The organism is Staphylococcus sp. HMSC067F07, assembly GCF_001837405.1.
GTDB lineage: Bacteria > Bacillota > Bacilli > Staphylococcales > Staphylococcaceae > Staphylococcus > Staphylococcus capitis.
In genome coordinates this window covers 20,563-36,917 of record NZ_KV832235.1, presented here as the reverse complement: position 1 = coordinate 36,917, position 16,355 = coordinate 20,563, and the positions used below count along the sequence as shown (strand labels likewise).

18 protein-coding genes are annotated in these 16,355 nt (G+C 31.9%); 12 read left to right on the top strand and 6 right to left on the bottom strand.

The genetic code is table 11. From position 1 onward, the window contains the following. The first annotated feature begins 148 nt into the window (after positions 1-148). The 4 genes from HMPREF2706_RS06870 (at position 149) to dinB (ending at position 4,477) form a co-directional block, all read left to right on the top strand. Complete coding sequence (locus HMPREF2706_RS06870; protein WP_002435922.1) at positions 149-1,099, top strand: diacylglycerol kinase; 951 nt, start codon at positions 149-151, stop codon at positions 1,097-1,099. Between the two features lie 87 nt (positions 1,100-1,186). Continuing rightward, positions 1,187-2,554: a 23S rRNA (uracil(1939)-C(5))-methyltransferase RlmD gene (gene rlmD / locus HMPREF2706_RS06865; protein WP_023350025.1), complete on the top strand. Its 1,368-nt coding sequence runs from the start codon at positions 1,187-1,189 to the stop codon at positions 2,552-2,554. Between the two features lie 151 nt (positions 2,555-2,705). Further along, entirely contained in the window at positions 2,706-3,248 is a 543-nt protein-coding gene (locus HMPREF2706_RS06860; RefSeq protein ID WP_049427700.1) for a DUF3267 domain-containing protein, read from the top strand. Between the two features lie 158 nt (positions 3,249-3,406). Continuing rightward, positions 3,407-4,477 (top strand): DNA polymerase IV, encoded by a 1,071-nt coding sequence (dinB, locus tag HMPREF2706_RS06855; RefSeq protein WP_049427702.1) that lies wholly within the window; start codon positions 3,407-3,409, stop codon positions 4,475-4,477. Between the two features lie 35 nt (positions 4,478-4,512). Here the strand turns inward: dinB and HMPREF2706_RS06850 are convergent, their stop codons facing one another. Together HMPREF2706_RS06850 and ftnA are read right to left on the bottom strand one after the other, a co-directional pair. Continuing rightward, on the bottom strand, positions 4,513-5,067 hold the full coding sequence (locus HMPREF2706_RS06850; RefSeq protein WP_070597655.1) for a 3'-5' exonuclease: 555 nt from the start codon (positions 5,065-5,067) through the stop codon (positions 4,513-4,515). A 309-nt stretch (positions 5,068-5,376) separates the two neighbouring features. After that, entirely contained in the window at positions 5,377-5,877 is a 501-nt protein-coding gene (gene ftnA / locus HMPREF2706_RS06845; protein WP_023350029.1) for an H-type ferritin FtnA, read from the bottom strand. 227 nt (positions 5,878-6,104) lie between these two features. Here ftnA and HMPREF2706_RS06840 point away from each other — a divergent pair, with 227 nt between their 5' ends. The 3 genes from HMPREF2706_RS06840 (at position 6,105) to HMPREF2706_RS06830 (ending at position 8,915) form a co-directional block, all read left to right on the top strand. Next, positions 6,105-7,418, top strand: coding sequence for a lipid II isoglutaminyl synthase subunit MurT (locus tag HMPREF2706_RS06840; protein WP_002435902.1), 1,314 nt, complete (start codon positions 6,105-6,107; stop codon positions 7,416-7,418). Further along, positions 7,419-8,144 carry a lipid II isoglutaminyl synthase subunit GatD gene (locus tag HMPREF2706_RS06835; protein WP_002469718.1) on the top strand — a complete coding sequence of 242 codons (726 nt, stop codon included), beginning with the start codon at positions 7,419-7,421 and terminating at the stop codon, positions 8,142-8,144. A 228-nt stretch (positions 8,145-8,372) separates the two neighbouring features. After that, positions 8,373-8,915 carry an immunodominant staphylococcal antigen IsaB family protein gene (locus HMPREF2706_RS06830; RefSeq protein ID WP_002435927.1) on the top strand — a complete coding sequence of 181 codons (543 nt, stop codon included), beginning with the start codon at positions 8,373-8,375 and terminating at the stop codon, positions 8,913-8,915. 77 nt (positions 8,916-8,992) lie between these two features. Here the strand turns inward: HMPREF2706_RS06830 and HMPREF2706_RS06825 are convergent, their stop codons facing one another. Then, positions 8,993-9,982 (bottom strand): FUSC family protein, encoded by a 990-nt coding sequence (locus HMPREF2706_RS06825; protein ID WP_002435886.1) that lies wholly within the window; start codon positions 9,980-9,982, stop codon positions 8,993-8,995. A gap of 173 nt (positions 9,983-10,155) precedes the next feature. Between HMPREF2706_RS06825 and map the strand changes: the two genes are divergently transcribed. The 5 genes from map (at position 10,156) to vraR (ending at position 13,820) form a co-directional block, all read left to right on the top strand. Next, positions 10,156-10,911: a type I methionyl aminopeptidase gene (gene map, locus HMPREF2706_RS06820; protein ID WP_002435911.1), complete on the top strand. Its 756-nt coding sequence runs from the start codon at positions 10,156-10,158 to the stop codon at positions 10,909-10,911. 144 nt (positions 10,912-11,055) lie between these two features. After that, entirely contained in the window at positions 11,056-11,442 is a 387-nt protein-coding gene (locus tag HMPREF2706_RS06815; RefSeq protein WP_002453601.1) for a hypothetical protein, read from the top strand. A gap of 14 nt (positions 11,443-11,456) precedes the next feature. Next, complete coding sequence (gene liaF, locus HMPREF2706_RS06810; protein ID WP_002435891.1) at positions 11,457-12,158, top strand: cell wall-active antibiotics response protein VraT; 702 nt, start codon at positions 11,457-11,459, stop codon at positions 12,156-12,158. Next, a complete protein-coding gene (locus HMPREF2706_RS06805; protein WP_002435929.1) occupies positions 12,155-13,201 on the top strand; it encodes a sensor histidine kinase VraS in 1,047 nt (348 codons plus the stop codon). The genes liaF and HMPREF2706_RS06805 overlap by 4 nt, the downstream gene beginning before the upstream one ends. Continuing rightward, the gene (gene vraR / locus HMPREF2706_RS06800; protein ID WP_002469716.1) at positions 13,191-13,820 is read left to right on the top strand and encodes a response regulator transcription factor VraR; all 630 of its coding nucleotides are present in this window, start codon (positions 13,191-13,193) and stop codon (positions 13,818-13,820) included. The genes HMPREF2706_RS06805 and vraR overlap by 11 nt, the downstream gene beginning before the upstream one ends. A 64-nt stretch (positions 13,821-13,884) precedes the next feature. Here the strand turns inward: vraR and HMPREF2706_RS06795 are convergent, their stop codons facing one another. The 3 genes from HMPREF2706_RS06795 to HMPREF2706_RS06785 all read right to left on the bottom strand — a co-directional run bounded on the left by HMPREF2706_RS06795 (position 13,885) and on the right by HMPREF2706_RS06785 (position 16,230). Beyond that, a complete protein-coding gene (locus HMPREF2706_RS06795) occupies positions 13,885-15,138 on the bottom strand; it encodes a YihY/virulence factor BrkB family protein (protein WP_070862283.1) in 1,254 nt (417 codons plus the stop codon). A 336-nt stretch (positions 15,139-15,474) separates the two neighbouring features. After that, positions 15,475-15,759 (bottom strand): hypothetical protein, encoded by a 285-nt coding sequence (locus tag HMPREF2706_RS06790; protein ID WP_002435890.1) that lies wholly within the window; start codon positions 15,757-15,759, stop codon positions 15,475-15,477. A gap of 6 nt (positions 15,760-15,765) precedes the next feature. Beyond that, positions 15,766-16,230, bottom strand: coding sequence for a low molecular weight protein-tyrosine-phosphatase (locus HMPREF2706_RS06785; protein ID WP_002435947.1), 465 nt, complete (start codon positions 16,228-16,230; stop codon positions 15,766-15,768). Positions 16,231-16,355: the final 125 nt, after the last annotated feature.

The following is a 16,355-nucleotide window of genomic DNA, read 5'->3' as shown; positions in this document are numbered from 1 at the left end:
GATGTTAAAATTCTTAAAAATAAAATCATTTTGAGCCTCTCTAAAATTAATATTGTCGATAAGTTGAGAGAATTAGTAATAAATACTTTTAACTGATGTTTAAATCATTTAATATAATGTATGAGTATATGAAGTCGAGGGATTAACTATGAGAAAACGTGCAAGAATTATATATAACCCGACATCAGGGAAAGAACTATTTAAACGCGTATTACCAGATGTATTAATTAAATTAGAGAAAGCTGGCTATGAAACAAGTGCGTTTGCTACTGAGAAAGCTGGCGACGCAACAATAGAAGCGGAAAGAGCATTGAGTAGTCATTATGATTTGTTAATTGTAGCAGGTGGTGATGGTACTTTAAATGAAGTTGTTAATGGTATCGCTGAGCAACCAAATCGTCCTAAATTAGGAATCATTCCAATGGGCACTGTCAATGACTTTGGGCGTGCATTACATTTACCAAATGATATTATGGGTGCTGTTGATATTATCATAGAGGGTCATACTACTAAAGTAGATATCGGTAAGATGAATAACCGTTACTTTATTAATTTGGCAGCAGGAGGTAGACTCACTCAAGTCTCTTATGAGACGCCAAGTAAACTTAAATCTATTGTTGGACCTTTTGCATATTACATTAAAGGGTTTGAAATGTTACCACAAATGAAGGCTGTAGATATTCGTATTGAATATGATAATAAGGTATTCCAAGGGGAAGCATTGCTCTTCTTACTTGGTCTGACGAATTCTATGGCAGGATTTGAAAAGTTAGTACCTGATGCAAAATTAGACGATGGATATTTCACTTTAATTATTGTGGAAAAAGCCAATTTAGCTGAGCTAGGACATATCATGACTTTAGCTTCCCGTGGTGAACATACAAAACATCCTAAAGTAATTTATGAAAAAGCTAAGTCAATTAATATTTCATCATATACCGAAATGCAATTAAATGTTGATGGTGAATATGGTGGTAAATTGCCAGCGAATTTCTTAAATTTAGAACGTCATATTGAAGTATTTACGCCTAAAGATGTCTTTAATGAAGAATTATTAGATAATGGTTCAACACCTGATATTACCACTGAAAAGCAGTAAACTATAACTGAGCAATTAGAATATTAATAAGAAGGTTAGGAGACCCAGAATTGATATCCTAACCTTTTTGTATGTGGGGGAAATATTTTGGAAACATTAAAAAAGAATGAGGTGCATACTGGAAAAGTTATCGATTTAACGCATGAAGGGCATGGCGTTGTAAAAATTGATCGTTATCCAGTGTTTGTGCCTAATGCTCTTATAGAAGAAGAGATAGAATACAAATTGATTAAAGTGAAAAAGAATTTTGCAATTGGTAAACTTCTTGAAGTAAAAAATAAAAGTAAAGATAGAGTTGAGCCTCCTTGCGTATATTATTACAAATGTGGTGGATGTCAGTTGCAACATATGACTTATCAAGCTCAATTAAATATGAAAAAAGAACAAGTTGTTAATCTATTTCATCGTAAAGGTCCTTTCGAAGATACACCGATTCAGCCTACGTTAGGAATGGAACAACCATGGAGATACCGTAATAAATCTCAGATTCCAGTAGGGAAAGATAAAGATAATAAAGCTATCATGGGATTCTATAGACAACGAAGTCATGACATTATCGATATGGATAGTTGTCTAATTCAAGATGAACAACACCAAAATATTATGAACTATGTAAAACATTGGTTTAATGAACTTAATATGAGTATCTATGATGAAAAAAATAAAAGAGGTTTAATGAGGCACTTAGTCATTAGAACGGGGTATCATACTGATGAAATAATGGTCATCTTTGTTACAAATGGTAAGAAATTTAAAAATGCGAATGTATTAGTGCAAAAACTTATCTCAGAATTTCCAAATATAACAAGCATTAAACAAAATATTAATGATACGCATTCAAATGTCATTATGGGACCTCAATCTGTAACGTTGTATGGTAAAGATAAAATTGTTGATGAGTTAAGTGAGGTTACATTTAATATATCAGATCAATCCTTCTATCAAATAAATTCTGCCCAGACTGAGAAACTCTATCAAAAAGCGATTGATTATGCTCAATTAACAGGAGAGGAAATTGTATTAGACACTTATTGCGGTATTGGTACAATAGGTTTGTATATGGCTCCTCAAGCTAAGCATGTTTATGGTGTTGAAGTAGTACCATCTGCTATTAAAGACGCACAGGAGAATGCGACTAAAAACCAATTAAACAATACGACTTTTGAATGTGGGAAAGCTGAAGATGTTATTTTAGAATGGAAAGCACAAGGAATAAAACCTGACGTAGTGATGGTTGATCCACCAAGAAAAGGTTGCGATGAGACGTTTATTAAAACGTTGCTCAAATTAAATCCCAAACGCATTGTATATATTTCCTGTAATCCATCTACTCAACAAAGAGATGCGCAATTATTATCAGATAATTATCATTTAGTTGAAATAACTCCAGTGGATATGTTCCCACAAACAACACATATAGAAACTGTGGCCTTATTTGAACGCAAAGAGAATTAAAAAATCTCAAAGATAGAATACAATTAATTGCAAATGTGTATTGAATGTTAAGGTATTATTACAAGCAACTTACTTTCTTGAAAAGAGTCTTTTTTAACCAAATTAAAAGATGTATACTATGGTTGAAAAATAGCGAATTGGAGGGTTGGTTGTGCATAAAATAGATTTATCAGAGAATAAATTTCAACTTCAGCGATTTATTTTATTGCAAATTGTATTTGGATTATTTGTCGTATTATTTACTTATAAATGGGCTTATAAAGTGACTCATCTGATTGAACAAAATATAGTGATGAACCTGTTCTATGGATTCATAGGTTTTATTATATTATTAATTGTTCATGAGCTTATTCACAGATTACTATTTATACTATTTTCAAAAGATGAAAAACCTTCAATTAAATACAATAAACGATCCATCATCATGCAATTCTCCAATACATGTTTTAATAGATGGCAATTTACAACAATTATGTTAGCGCCACTTGTGATTATTAGTTTAACATTACTTATACTTATTCAAATGTATTCTTACTCATCACTCATTTTCATGTTTAGTATACATATGAGTTACTGTATGATAGATGTATTTCTAGTAGCACTTGCATTAACTAGTAAATTTAAATACGTTCAAAAATATGATGAAGGATTATACTTATATCAAAGTAAACCAACCCAAGCAAATCATGAATAATAGATTAACCACTTGTTCAAATAGACGAGCAGGTGGTTTTTATTATTGAAACCATTCTAGAGCATACATTTTAAAGTGTGCACAATACATGTAAAATATTTATTTAAAGCGTATAATAATATCAAGCTATTTTAAAAAATGGAAAGTGAGGTGAGACTTTGGCAGAGAGAAGGATTATTCACATTGATATGGATTATTTCTTTGCGCAAGTAGAAATGCGAGATAATCCTCAACTTAAAGGCAAACCAGTCATTGTAGGGGGTAAAGCGAGTCATCGTGGCGTAGTATCAACTGCATCTTATGAAGCAAGGAAATATGGTGTGCATTCAGCAATGCCAATGTCTCAAGCTCATAAACTTTGCCCAAATGGATATTACGTAACAAGTCGTTTTGGTGCATATAGAGAAGTTTCACAACAGATTATGGATATCTTTCGAATTTACACAGAAATTGTAGAACCTATGTCATTAGATGAAGCATATTTAGATATCACACATCTTGTTCGACCAGATATGCCCGCGTCTAGAATTGCGAACTATATTCGACGTGATATCTACGAACAAACGCAATTAACTGCTTCAGCTGGTGTATCATATAATAAATTTTTAGCCAAATTAGCGAGTGGTATGAATAAACCAAATGGTATGACCGTTATAGACTATCAAAATGTATATGAGATATTAATGAATTTAGACATAGGTGAATTTCCTGGCGTTGGGAAAGCTTCAAAGAAAGTTATGCATGATAATGGCATCTTTATAGGGCAAGATTTGTACGACAAAGATGAATTTGAACTAATTCGTCTATTCGGGAAAAGAGGCCGCGGTTTATATAATAAAGCTAGAGGTATTGATAACAATGAAGTGAAAGCTACCCGAGTGAGAAAATCAGTAGGAACTGAGCGCACCTTTTCAACTGATGTAAATGATGACGATGAAATTTTGAGGAAAGTATGGGAACTTTCTGGTAAAACTGCAGAAAGATTAAACAAATTACAGAAATCCGGTAAAACAGTAACAGTAAAAATTAAAACCTTTAAATATGAGACGTTATCGAAACAAACAAGTTTAAGAGATTCTGTTCAATCAGAAAACGACATTTATAATATAGCTTATACACTCTATAATGATTTAAAAGATCCTGATATACCTATTCGACTTATAGGCGTAACAGTGGGAAATTTAGAGCAATCAAGTTATCGAAATATGACAATATATGATTTTATATAAAAATAGGCTGATGTTCACTTAGTTATAGTGTACAATCAGCCTTTATCTTTAAGATTCTTACCGTAGATTGAAAGCATACTTGGTAAATCATCATAGTGTTTGAGTAACCTAAATGTAATCATTGCACACGCTTTAGCATCATTGAGTGCGTCATGATGACCGTGGAAATCTAATTGATAATGATTCATCAAATGCTTAAGACCATACCTGTAAGCATCAATTGTTCGTTTGGCTAGCTGATATGAACAAAAATAAGTCATCGAAGGTGTTTCAATATTTAAGCTTTTTAAACTCTGATGTAAGACATTCATATCAAAAGCCGCATTGTGTGCAACAACAGGTAATTCATTTATGAATTGAAGCATATAAGGGTAAACATATTCAAAACTTGGTGCATCTTCAACGTCCTCAGGTCTAATACCATGAACATTTATATTTGTTTCAGTAAAGTAATCAAAGGGGTTTACTAGTGTGTAGAATGATTCAGTAATTTTATTATTGATGACTTTAACCATACCAACTGAACAAATACTCGTACGCTTACCATTTGCGGTTTCAAAGTCTAACGCTACAAAAGCATTATCAGCCATTCATATTTTCCTTCCTGTATCATTTTCAATTAATATAAATTCTTTAATTATATATTTTATAACACTTCTTTTTACTTTCCTAGTAAAGTGGTTTTAATTTGATCTACTTTTATAAACTAACTCTAATTTCATTAGTTAAAATTTGTGAGTTCTTGTAAGTTCTATAGATGTTTTCTTAAATAATATATATAAAATTAGCCCAGCCATGCGTTTTAATGAATCACATGATTGGGCTATAAGGATATGTTAATAACTAAGGTTAATGTCATAGTTATCATATCTTGTTGAATTTAAGACAAGAGTTACGAATTATTCTTCGTCAAAAGAGCGATTAGCAAGTTCTTTCTCATATAAGTATAATGTATTGCAATCGTCACCGATACGAGTTAAGTAATCAATGTGTGTTTCGAATGTTGATTCTTCTTCAACTTGTTCATCTAAGAACCAATTTAAGAATGAAATTGTAGCATAGTCTTTATCTTTATGCGCTAAATCAGATAGGTTATAGAAACGTTTAGTAACATCTCTTTCTTGTTCTAAACCATCTTTAAATGTTTCTAAAATAGATGAGAATTCTACTTTAGGAGCTTTAATTGTATCAAAAACTGCATGTTCACCACGATCGTTAATATAATCATAGATTTTTTTACCGTGGAATCGTTCTTCTTTAGCTTGTTCAATGTAGAAGTTAGCAAAACCTTCATAAGATTCTTTATCGCAATAAGCTGCCATTGCCATATAAGCATGAGCAGAGAAATATTCGTGGTTCATTTGTTCGTTTAATGCTTCAAGTAATTCTTTACTTAACATCTCAATCACCTCTTATAAAAATTGAATTAATTAATTACATATATGAGTATAACAAACCTTTTCTCAATAGTAAATAATAATTATTCTAATCTAGAGATAACCATTCTCATTTGCAGATTAAAATTATTCTAATCTGTAAAACGGCTATTCTTTTCGAATTGAGAATCTTTTTTGTTATACCCTTTACATGTTATAATTATGCGAGTGGAATTAAGAGGAGGAAACGCATGAGACAATGGACTGCAACTCACATGGCTAAGTTAGCTCGTAAGGCAAGCAGAGCTGTTGGTAAGAAGGGAACAGACTTGCCAGGGCAAATTGCAAGACGTGTGGATCAAAATATATTAAGAAAATTGTCTGAACAAGTTGATGATATCGTATTTATTAGTGGTACTAATGGTAAAACAACAACATCTAACTTAATAGGGCATACTTTAAAAGAAAATCAAATTAAAATTATTCATAATAATGAAGGTGCAAATATGGCTGCAGGGATTACGTCTGCATTCATTATGCAAATTTCAAAAGACACTAAAATTGCTATCATTGAGATTGATGAGGGCTCAATACCTCGAGTTCTTAAAGAGGTTACGCCATCAATGATGGTATTTACAAACTTTTTCAGAGACCAAATGGATAGATTTGGCGAAATAGATATTATGGTAAATAATATAGCGAAATCGATAAGCAATAAAGGTATTAAATTATTATTAAACGCTGATGATCCATTCGTAAGTCGATTGAAAATCGCAAGTGATTCTCTTGTATATTATGGTATGAAAGCACATGCACATGAATTTGAACAAAGCACCATGAACGAAAGTAAATATTGCCCAAATTGTGGGCGATTATTACAGTATGATTATATTCATTATAATCAAATTGGTCATTATCATTGTGAATGTGGATTTAAACGTGAAGAACCTACATATGAAGTTTCAAATTTTGAAGTTTCACCATTTATCAATATGACGATTAATCATTTTACTTTTAATATGAAAATTGCAGGTGACTTCAATGCATTTAACGCTTTAGCGGCATATTCAGTATTAAGAGAATTGGGACTTAATGACGAATCAATTCAAAAAGGTTTTGAAACATATACTTCTGACAATGGCCGTATGCAATATTTTTCTAAAGGGAATAAAGAAGCAATGATAAATCTTGCTAAGAACCCTGCAGGAATGAATGCTAGCTTATCAGTTGGTGAACAGCTTGAAGGTAAGAAAGTTTATGTAATTAGCTTGAACGATAATGCTGCGGATGGCCGTGATACATCATGGATTTACGATGCTGACTTTGAGAAGTTAAGCAATCAAGATATTGAAGCTATCATTGTCACTGGTACACGTGCTGAAGAACTACAACTACGTTTAAAACTTGCTGAAGTGGATGTTCCTATAATTGTTGAGAATGATATCTATAAAGCTACGGCTAAAACAATGAACTATACATCATTTACGGTAGCTATTCCAAATTATACTTCTTTAGCGCCGATGCTAGAGCAATTAAATCGCTCATTTGAAGGAGGTCAGTCGTAAATGAATGAACTTACGGTATATCATTTTATGTCTGATAAATTAAATTTATACAGTGACATTGGGAATATCATCGCACTAAAACAACGTGCTAAAAAGAGAAATATCAAATTAAATGTTTTAGAAATTAATGAAACAGATGGTGTAACATTCGATAATTGCGACATATTCTTCATTGGTGGCGGCAGTGATCGAGAGCAAGCTCTTGCAACTAAAGAACTCAGTAAAATTAAAACCTCACTTAAAGAAGCAATTGAAGATGGCATGCCAGGCCTAACAATTTGTGGTGGTTACCAATTCTTAGGAACGAAGTATATTACTCCTGATGGAACAGAACTTGAGGGATTAGGAGTTCTTGATTTCTATACTGAGTCACGAACTGACCGTTTAACAGGTGATATTGTGATTGAAAGTGATACATTTGGAACCATTGTTGGTTTTGAAAATCATGGCGGTAGAACATATCATAACTTTGGTACACTTGGACAAGTGACTCACGGTTATGGTAATAATGATACTGATCGTAAAGAAGGAATTCATTACAAAAATCTTTTAGGTTCTTATTTACACGGTCCAGTATTACCTAAAAATCATGAAATGACAGATTATTTACTTGAAAAAGCGTGTGAACGTAAAGGCATTCCATTTGAACCTAAAGAATTAGACAATACTGAAGAAGAAGCAGCTAAACAAGTATTAATTAACCGAGCTAAGAACAGCAAGAATTAAATCATTGTAATTATAATTTAGAGTTAGAATAATAGCTAAAGCAGCTATTCTCTAGCTCTTTTTTATTTTCAACACTTAGGTTGCTTGAACGTCTTTAAAATTTTATTTTAGGACAGTAAAGTGATAGAAGTGTGAAGATAAGAAATATAGGTTTGATATTGTTTTATAGTTGATATACTAAGCGTGTACAAGAGAACTTTACTTTATACAATTTATAGGAGTGAGAAAATGAAAGGTTTTAAAATGATGGGTTTAACACTTGCAGCATCATCGATTGCTTTTTCACTTTCGCAAGTTGCACACGCTGAACAAATGGTTAATGGGGACAATCACTTATCGAGTTATAATCATCAATCATCATTAAATCAAGATGAATACGTACATAATGGTAATGCCGGTCAAAATGCTTCTTATCTTGCAACTAAAAGTTTTGTTAATGCTTTGGATAATGGGCAGTTAAATTTTAATGGTTATAAGATTGAACAAGATAATGAAGATAATATTGAATACAAGCATGTGTATGATCAAGAAATTAGAACAACAAGTGAGGATACGGCTACAAGTATCAGATTTAAAGTAACAGATCAATCATTGTCTTTAGATCAAATGAAAGATGTTTATTCAAATGATGAATTAAATCATTTACCACACTCAAGTACAGATTCTAATGATGGTGTATATGTATATCATGGCGATAAAATCAAATTACAATTTAAAGTAGAGAACGGTTATGTTACTTCAGTGACAATTGGTCAAGGTGAAACAGAATAATTTTAAAGTTTAGAATAAAGATACCTCAGAACGGTTATGATTAAGTAACCATTCTGAGGTATTTACTGTTATATTAATTATTTAGCATAGCGAGAATCTAAAATTTTATAAATTAATAGTATCTCATAAATAAGGTGGCTCTTCATTTGATTTTGGTCAAATTCTTCTAAACGCTTCACAGAGGTTTTTAACGTCGAAGCTGATTTCTTGTGCCGTTTAAAACCTCCATGACTTATTATTTCACTAATACTATTACTAATATTTATTATCGCCATCTTTTCTTCTGGAGCGAAAGCAATATGAGTATTTTTAGGTAGATAAATGATATTGGATAGATGAGAGATAAACAAACGATTATTATACGCGCGATTGGTTATTTTATTTAGTAATTTCCAATCATCTTCTTTATTTTTATGATAATGAAGTTCATCTCTTTGATAACTCGTTAAAGTCTCAATCTTTTGAGCAATAATGTTTAATTTTGAAAGTTGTCTATTACTTTTCTCAGAACTAAACTTTCCTAATAATAACTCTTGGCAACGGTTATAAAATAAGTCGTACATTTTTTTCTCAGACATTGATAGTTGGTCTTCAAGTTGTTGATAATATTTAGGGGGCAGAATGATAAAGTTAACTAATCCTGCTGTGACAAGTCCAATAAGAGCGGTTAATAATCTTGAAAAGAAATTAAAATAATACGCTTCATGAATACCAGGAATCATTGCTACTGAAGTGAGTACTGCAACAGTAGTACCAACTTGTAAGTTGAATTTCGTACAAACTAAAATGGTAAACGTTGCAGCAAGTGCATAACTTAATGGTGATTGATCTCCAAATATATAGGTGAATACTACAGCAAATAAAGCACCTATAACTGTCGCGGGTAAACGTTTATAGCCTTTCTTAATTGATGCCTTTGCTGTAGGTTCAATAGTTACAATTGCTGTTAAAATAGCGAATATTGGAGTGAGATGAAGCAACATACAAAATAATGATGTTAAAAAAGTTGCAAGTCCTGTTTTAAGCGTTCTAGCTCCAATTATATGTCTATACCATTTTACATTCATAGCTATCTGACCCCTTAGTAGGAAAAGGGAATTCGAAAAGCATATACTTTATACAAATTCTCTTTCTCTAAAAATATTTCATATAAATCTAATTATGTACCATTCAAGTTTAGTATATCAAAAAAAATTTGCTATAATAAGATGAAATAAAATTTAAAAAGGAACGGGATAAAATGATTGTTAAAACTGATGAAGAATTACAAGCATTAAAAGAAATAGGATACATTTGTGCTAAGGTCAGAGACACAATGCAAGCAGCAACTAAACCTGGTGTGACTACACGAGAGTTAGATAATATTGCTAAAGATTTGTTTGAGGAGCATGGTGCAATTTCGGCCCCAATTCATGATGAAAACTTTCCTGGGCAAACATGTATTAGTGTAAATGAAGAGGTAGCCCATGGTATTCCCGGTAAACGTATTATTCGTGAGGGAGACTTAGTCAATATCGATGTATCAGCGTTAAAAGATGGTTACTATGCTGATACAGGCATCTCATTTGTAGTGGGAGAAGCAGATAATCCTCTTAAACAAAAAGTATGTGATGTAGCAACAATGGCTTTTGAAAATGCCATGACGAAAGTAAAACCTGGTGCCAAATTAAGTAATATTGGTAAGGCGGTTCACGCTACAGCACGTCAAAACGATTTAACAGTAATTAAAAACTTAACTGGTCATGGTGTGGGTCAATCGTTACATGAAGCACCTAGTCATGTAATGAATTATTATGATCCAAAAGACAAAACTCTATTAAAAGAAGGTCTTGTTATTGCAGTAGAACCTTTCATTTCATCACGAGCTACATTTGTCACTGAAGGAAAGAACGAGTGGGCATTTGAAACTAAAGATAAGAGCTTTGTGGCTCAGATTGAGCACACAGTAATTGTTACTAAAGACGGTCCATTATTAACTACTAAAATCGATGACTAGGAATTTAAAATACATTTAATATCTTGCGGAGAGTTCTTTACCACTCGTCGGACTAAAGTATGAATTCAATATGGTTCCGGAGCCTATTACGTTAGGTTTCGGAATTGTTTTATACTTAGGTTTAATTAATGACGAGGTGGTAGTATGAATTATATGGATTTATATTTACAACAATTTCTCAAATCAACAATTAAAAATAGTATTGATGAATACAAAATGATACTGGATAAAAAATTAAAAAGTATCGAGAGTTATATCAATTATTTAAGTGAGAAAAGAGTTCAATTAAAGAAGTTAATTGACAGTCTCACCCTCTCATTGGAAAATAAATATATCGATATCGTCAATAATCATGACATTTATTGTGCAGAGGAAATTCATGATGTAGAAATTGAAAAAATTAAAACAAAGTTAGATGATATTGAAGCTTATTATGCAAGAATTGAAGCAGATTTACATTTACAATCTAAAGAGAAAATCACTACAGAAAATGAGTGTAACTTAATTTATCATATGAGTGCTGTAGCATAGAAAGGTGGCGAAACATGACACACAAATATATATCAACTGAAATGTTGATAATTTTTACAGCTTTAATGATTATCGCCAATTTTTATTATATATTTTTTGAAAAAATTGGCTTTCTTCTCGTCTTATTATTAGGATGTGTGCTCGTGTATGTAGGATATGTCTATTTTCATAAAGTAAGAGGTTTGTTGTCCTTCTGGATAGGGGCATTGCTTATTGCGTTTACTCTATTGTCTAATAAGTACACAATTATTATTCTTTTTATTTTCTTAGTGGTACTTATCATTCGTTACTTAATTTATAAATTTAAGCCATTAAAAGTTATTGCAACTGATGAAGAGGTAACGTCACCTATATTTATTAAACAAAAGTGGTTCGGGGAACAACGTACACCAGTTTATGTTTATAAGTGGGAAGATGTACAGATTCAACATGGCATCGGTGATATTCATATTGATATGACAAAAGCAGCTAATATTAAAGAAACGAATACGATTGTAGTACGTCATATTCTTGGCAAGGTCCAAGTGATTGTTCCACTAAACTATAATATTAATCTACATGCGGCTGCATTCTATGGTACTGCTTATTTAGAACAACAATCATACAAAATTGAAAATAACCATATTCAAGTTGAAGAAAAAACTAAAGAAGACAACTATACTGTCAATGTTTACGTTTCAACGTTCATAGGAGACGTTGAGGTGATTTATAGATGAATCACTACTTGAGAGCAATTGGTTCAATGCTAATACTTGTATATAGCATGCTAACTGCTTTTTTATTCATTGATAAGGTGTTCGTCAATATTATTTATTTTCAAGGGATGTTTTACACCCAAATTTTTGGAATACCAGTATTTTTATTCCTAAATATATTAATCATCTTACTATGTATTATCGTTGGCTCTGTGTTAGCGTATAAAATCAATCAACAAAATGATTGGCTTAAGTCACAAATTGAAAGGTCTATTGAAGGTGAAACAGTAGGCATAAATGATCAAAACCTAGAGTTATACAGTGAAACGTTAGAAATTTACCATACTTTAGTTCCTTTAAATCAAGAATTACACCGATTGAGAATGAAAACGCAGAATATGACCAATGAAAATTATAATATGAATGATGTAAAAGTGAAGAAAATTATTGAAGACGAACGTCAACGTTTAGCAAGAGAACTACATGACTCAGTTAGTCAGCAACTATTTGCAGCAAGTATGATGTTGTCAGCGATTAAAGAGTCAAAATTAGAACCACCTTTAGACCAACAAATACCTGTACTAGAGAAGATGGTTCAAGACTCTCAGCTCGAAATGAGAGCATTATTATTACATCTAAGACCTATTGGTTTGAAAGACAAATCATTAGGAGAGGGTATTAAAGATTTAGTCATTGATCTTCAAAAGAAAGTCCCTATGAAAGTTGTTCATGAAATTCAAGATTTCAAAGTACCAAAAGGGATAGAAGATCATTTGTTTAGAATCACCCAAGAGGCTATTTCTAATACATTACGACACTCTAATGGTTCTAAGGTAACAGTTGAATTATTTAATAAAGAAGATTATTTACTACTTAGAATTCAAGATAATGGTAAAGGTTTTAATGTAGATGAAAAATTTGAACAGAGTTATGGATTAAAAAATATGAGAGAACGTGCTTTAGAGATTGGTGCCACATTCCATATCGTATCGTTACCGGATTCAGGTACGAGAATAGAAGTTAAAGCACCATTGAATAAGGAGGATGAATCAAATGGCGATTAAAGTATTGTTTGTTGATGACCATGAAATGGTTAGAATTGGTATTTCAAGCTATCTATCTACACAACAGGATATTGAAGTAGTTGGAGAAGGTGCTTCTGGTAAAGAAGCTATCGAAAAAGCCCATGAGTTGAAACCAGATTTAATTTTAATGGATTTACTTATGGATGATATGGATGGTGTAGAAGCTACTACTGAAATTAAAAAGGATTTACCTCACATAAGAGTAGTAATGTTAACAAGCTTTATCGAGGATAAAGAAGTTTATCGAGCATTAGATGCTGGGGTAGATAGTTATATCTTAAAAACGACTAGTGCGAGTGACATTGCTGACGCGGTACGTAAAACATATCAAGGGGAATCTGTTTTTGAACCAGAAGTACTTGTAAAAATGAGAAACCGCATGAAAAAACGTGCTGAGTTATATGAAATGCTTACAGAGCGTGAAATGGAAATTTTATTATTAATTGCCAAAGGTTACTCTAACCAAGAAATTGCTAGCGCCTCTCATATCACTATTAAAACTGTTAAAACACACGTAAGTAATATATTGAGTAAGTTAGAAGTTCAAGATAGAACTCAAGCTGTTATTTATGCTTTCCAACATAATTTGATTCAATAACTAACAATGAAAAAGGCGAAAGTCACTTAAATAATTGTGACTTTCGCCTTTTTTAAAACGTTATTTATGAATTTTTACCACTATTGTCGTTATCTTTTTTTAATTTATCAACAATTTTATCTTTAAATGTTTCATGATCTTCAGGTTGTTCATTATTTGGATTTTTATCAACGTCATAATTTTCATCTTTATTCACTGGTGTATTGTTATTATATTCATATGTTGTGTCTTCATTATAATGATTTTGGTTGTTATCATCGTGATGAAGAGCTGCTTCTTCAGGTGTGTGGCCTTTGATTACTGTTCTTTGGTGTATAATAGCATTAATTTCTGCACCAATAATGATAATAAAGCTTGTGATATATAACCATAAGAATAAAATAATGATACCAGCTAAACTTCCGTATGTTTTATTATAATTACCGAAGTTTGAGATATACCATCCAAATAAGAATGAACCGACTAACCAAATGATTGATGTAAATAGGGCACCTGGAAGTACAGAGCGTAATTTCGTTTTCACATTTGGTGCCACTGAATATAATACAGTGAATAAAATGATTATTATAATTAGAGGTAAGACGATTCTTACTAAATCAAATACCCATTCTACTTGTTTATCTAATCCTAAAGGTCCAAATAAGAACTTGCTTATTACTGGGCCTAATGTAATGAGCACGATGGCCACTACGAACACAATACCTAATACTAGTGTATATAACACACTTAGAATCTTAAGTACGAAGCCATTTCTAGAATCCTCAACGTCATAAGCGACATTAAATGAATTAATAATCGCAGACATTCCATTAGATGCTGACCAAATGGCTAAGATTAAACCAATTGATAGGACGCCACCATTAGCACTATCAGAAATACCACTAAATATTTTTGTGATTACGTCGGCGGTACTTTGGTCAGGTACATACTGGCTGACCTTTTGATTAATCTGATCAGTGTTAATCGTTATAAACTGTCCCAATAAAGTCAGTAAGAAAATGAGCATTGGGAACATTGCCAACACGAAGTGATAGGTCATTTGCGCTGCTAGTCCTGAAGCATCATCTTTTCCTATTCTATAAATTAAGTAATTGAGGAAATTAGAATCTTTCGTGTATTTGGCAGGTTTATTTAACCTTGATAGAAAGAATACTTGATTCTTTTTCTTAGGTGATTTTGATTGAAACTGTTGAGGTTCAATATATGTACGGTCGACTTTAATCTGTTTATCTTTTTCACCATTTTTTCCTTTCCCATGTTCCTCATGTTCCTTAGCCGAATTTAGGAACTTTGAAGTTGTTTTTTCTTGTTTTGACATAACTATCTCCTTTGCTTAATAAATTCGAGAAATGTATGAAAATATATTCCCAATTTACTATAGATATCAAACAATAAATGTAAAATTTCTTTACTTTTATTAAAAGTATTCTTAACATTTATAGCTAAATATTATTGTTATTCAACATTTTCGCTTAAAATTTATCGAATGACAATAGCTATGAAGCAATTTATGCTCTAGCTACATATATAGAATTATTATTTCACATTGAAGTACTAGTACTTATTATTAAAATTCATAAAAAAAACACTGTTAAAAGTAGAGTAAGACTCTAACTTTAACAGTGTTTTAGTTTAAAATTTCATTATTAACCGATTATTTACCTAAACGTTGGTTTTTACGATTAACAAAAGTTTCTTTAGCGTCTTTAATAGAACGCTCTAATTCAGGATTGTTACGACGGATTTCTTCAATCGTATCTTTCCAATACATTACTTCATCTTTAATGCTATTAATTTTAGACGGTTTGCGTGAACGATTACCTTCCTTAACGTCTTTAAATGATTGAGTTAAAGAATTACGTGTTGATTTATCAGCTAATGTTGCAGCACCGCCGATAATAGCACCGATTAGAATACCAGGAATTAATTTATTTTCCATAGTTGATTACCCCTCTTTCAAATTTGCATCTTTGACGATATAGTCAATTAAGTTGTCACAAGATGATTGTACCATTTCAAATACACCTTCAAAATTATTAGTGTAATATGGATCCGGTACATCACTCTCTTCCATGTTACTAAATTCTAGCAATTTGAACAATTGTCCGCGTATATGAGGATTAATTCGTCTTATATTATCCACGTTACTTTGGTCCATTGCTATAATATAGTCAAAATCATCATCTGGTTCGAATAGTTCACTTATCATATTATCGAAGGGGATATGATGTTCTTTCAATATCGCTTGAGTACCTTCGTGAGGTGGTTCACCGAGATTCCATCGACCTGTTCCTCTTGAGTGAACTGTAATACCTGAAATGCCTCTGTCTTGTAGTCTTTGTCTCATGATCGCTTCAGCCATTGGAGAACGACAAATATTACCGAGACATACAAATGCTACGTCTACCATTTATATTCCTCCAAACTATGTAACTATATCCCCATTTTAAAGAGTATTTAAACAATAAGAAAGTACTTAACCTCAAATTCTATTAAAGTTTAATAAAGTGTGGTAATTTGATAGAATATTGAACA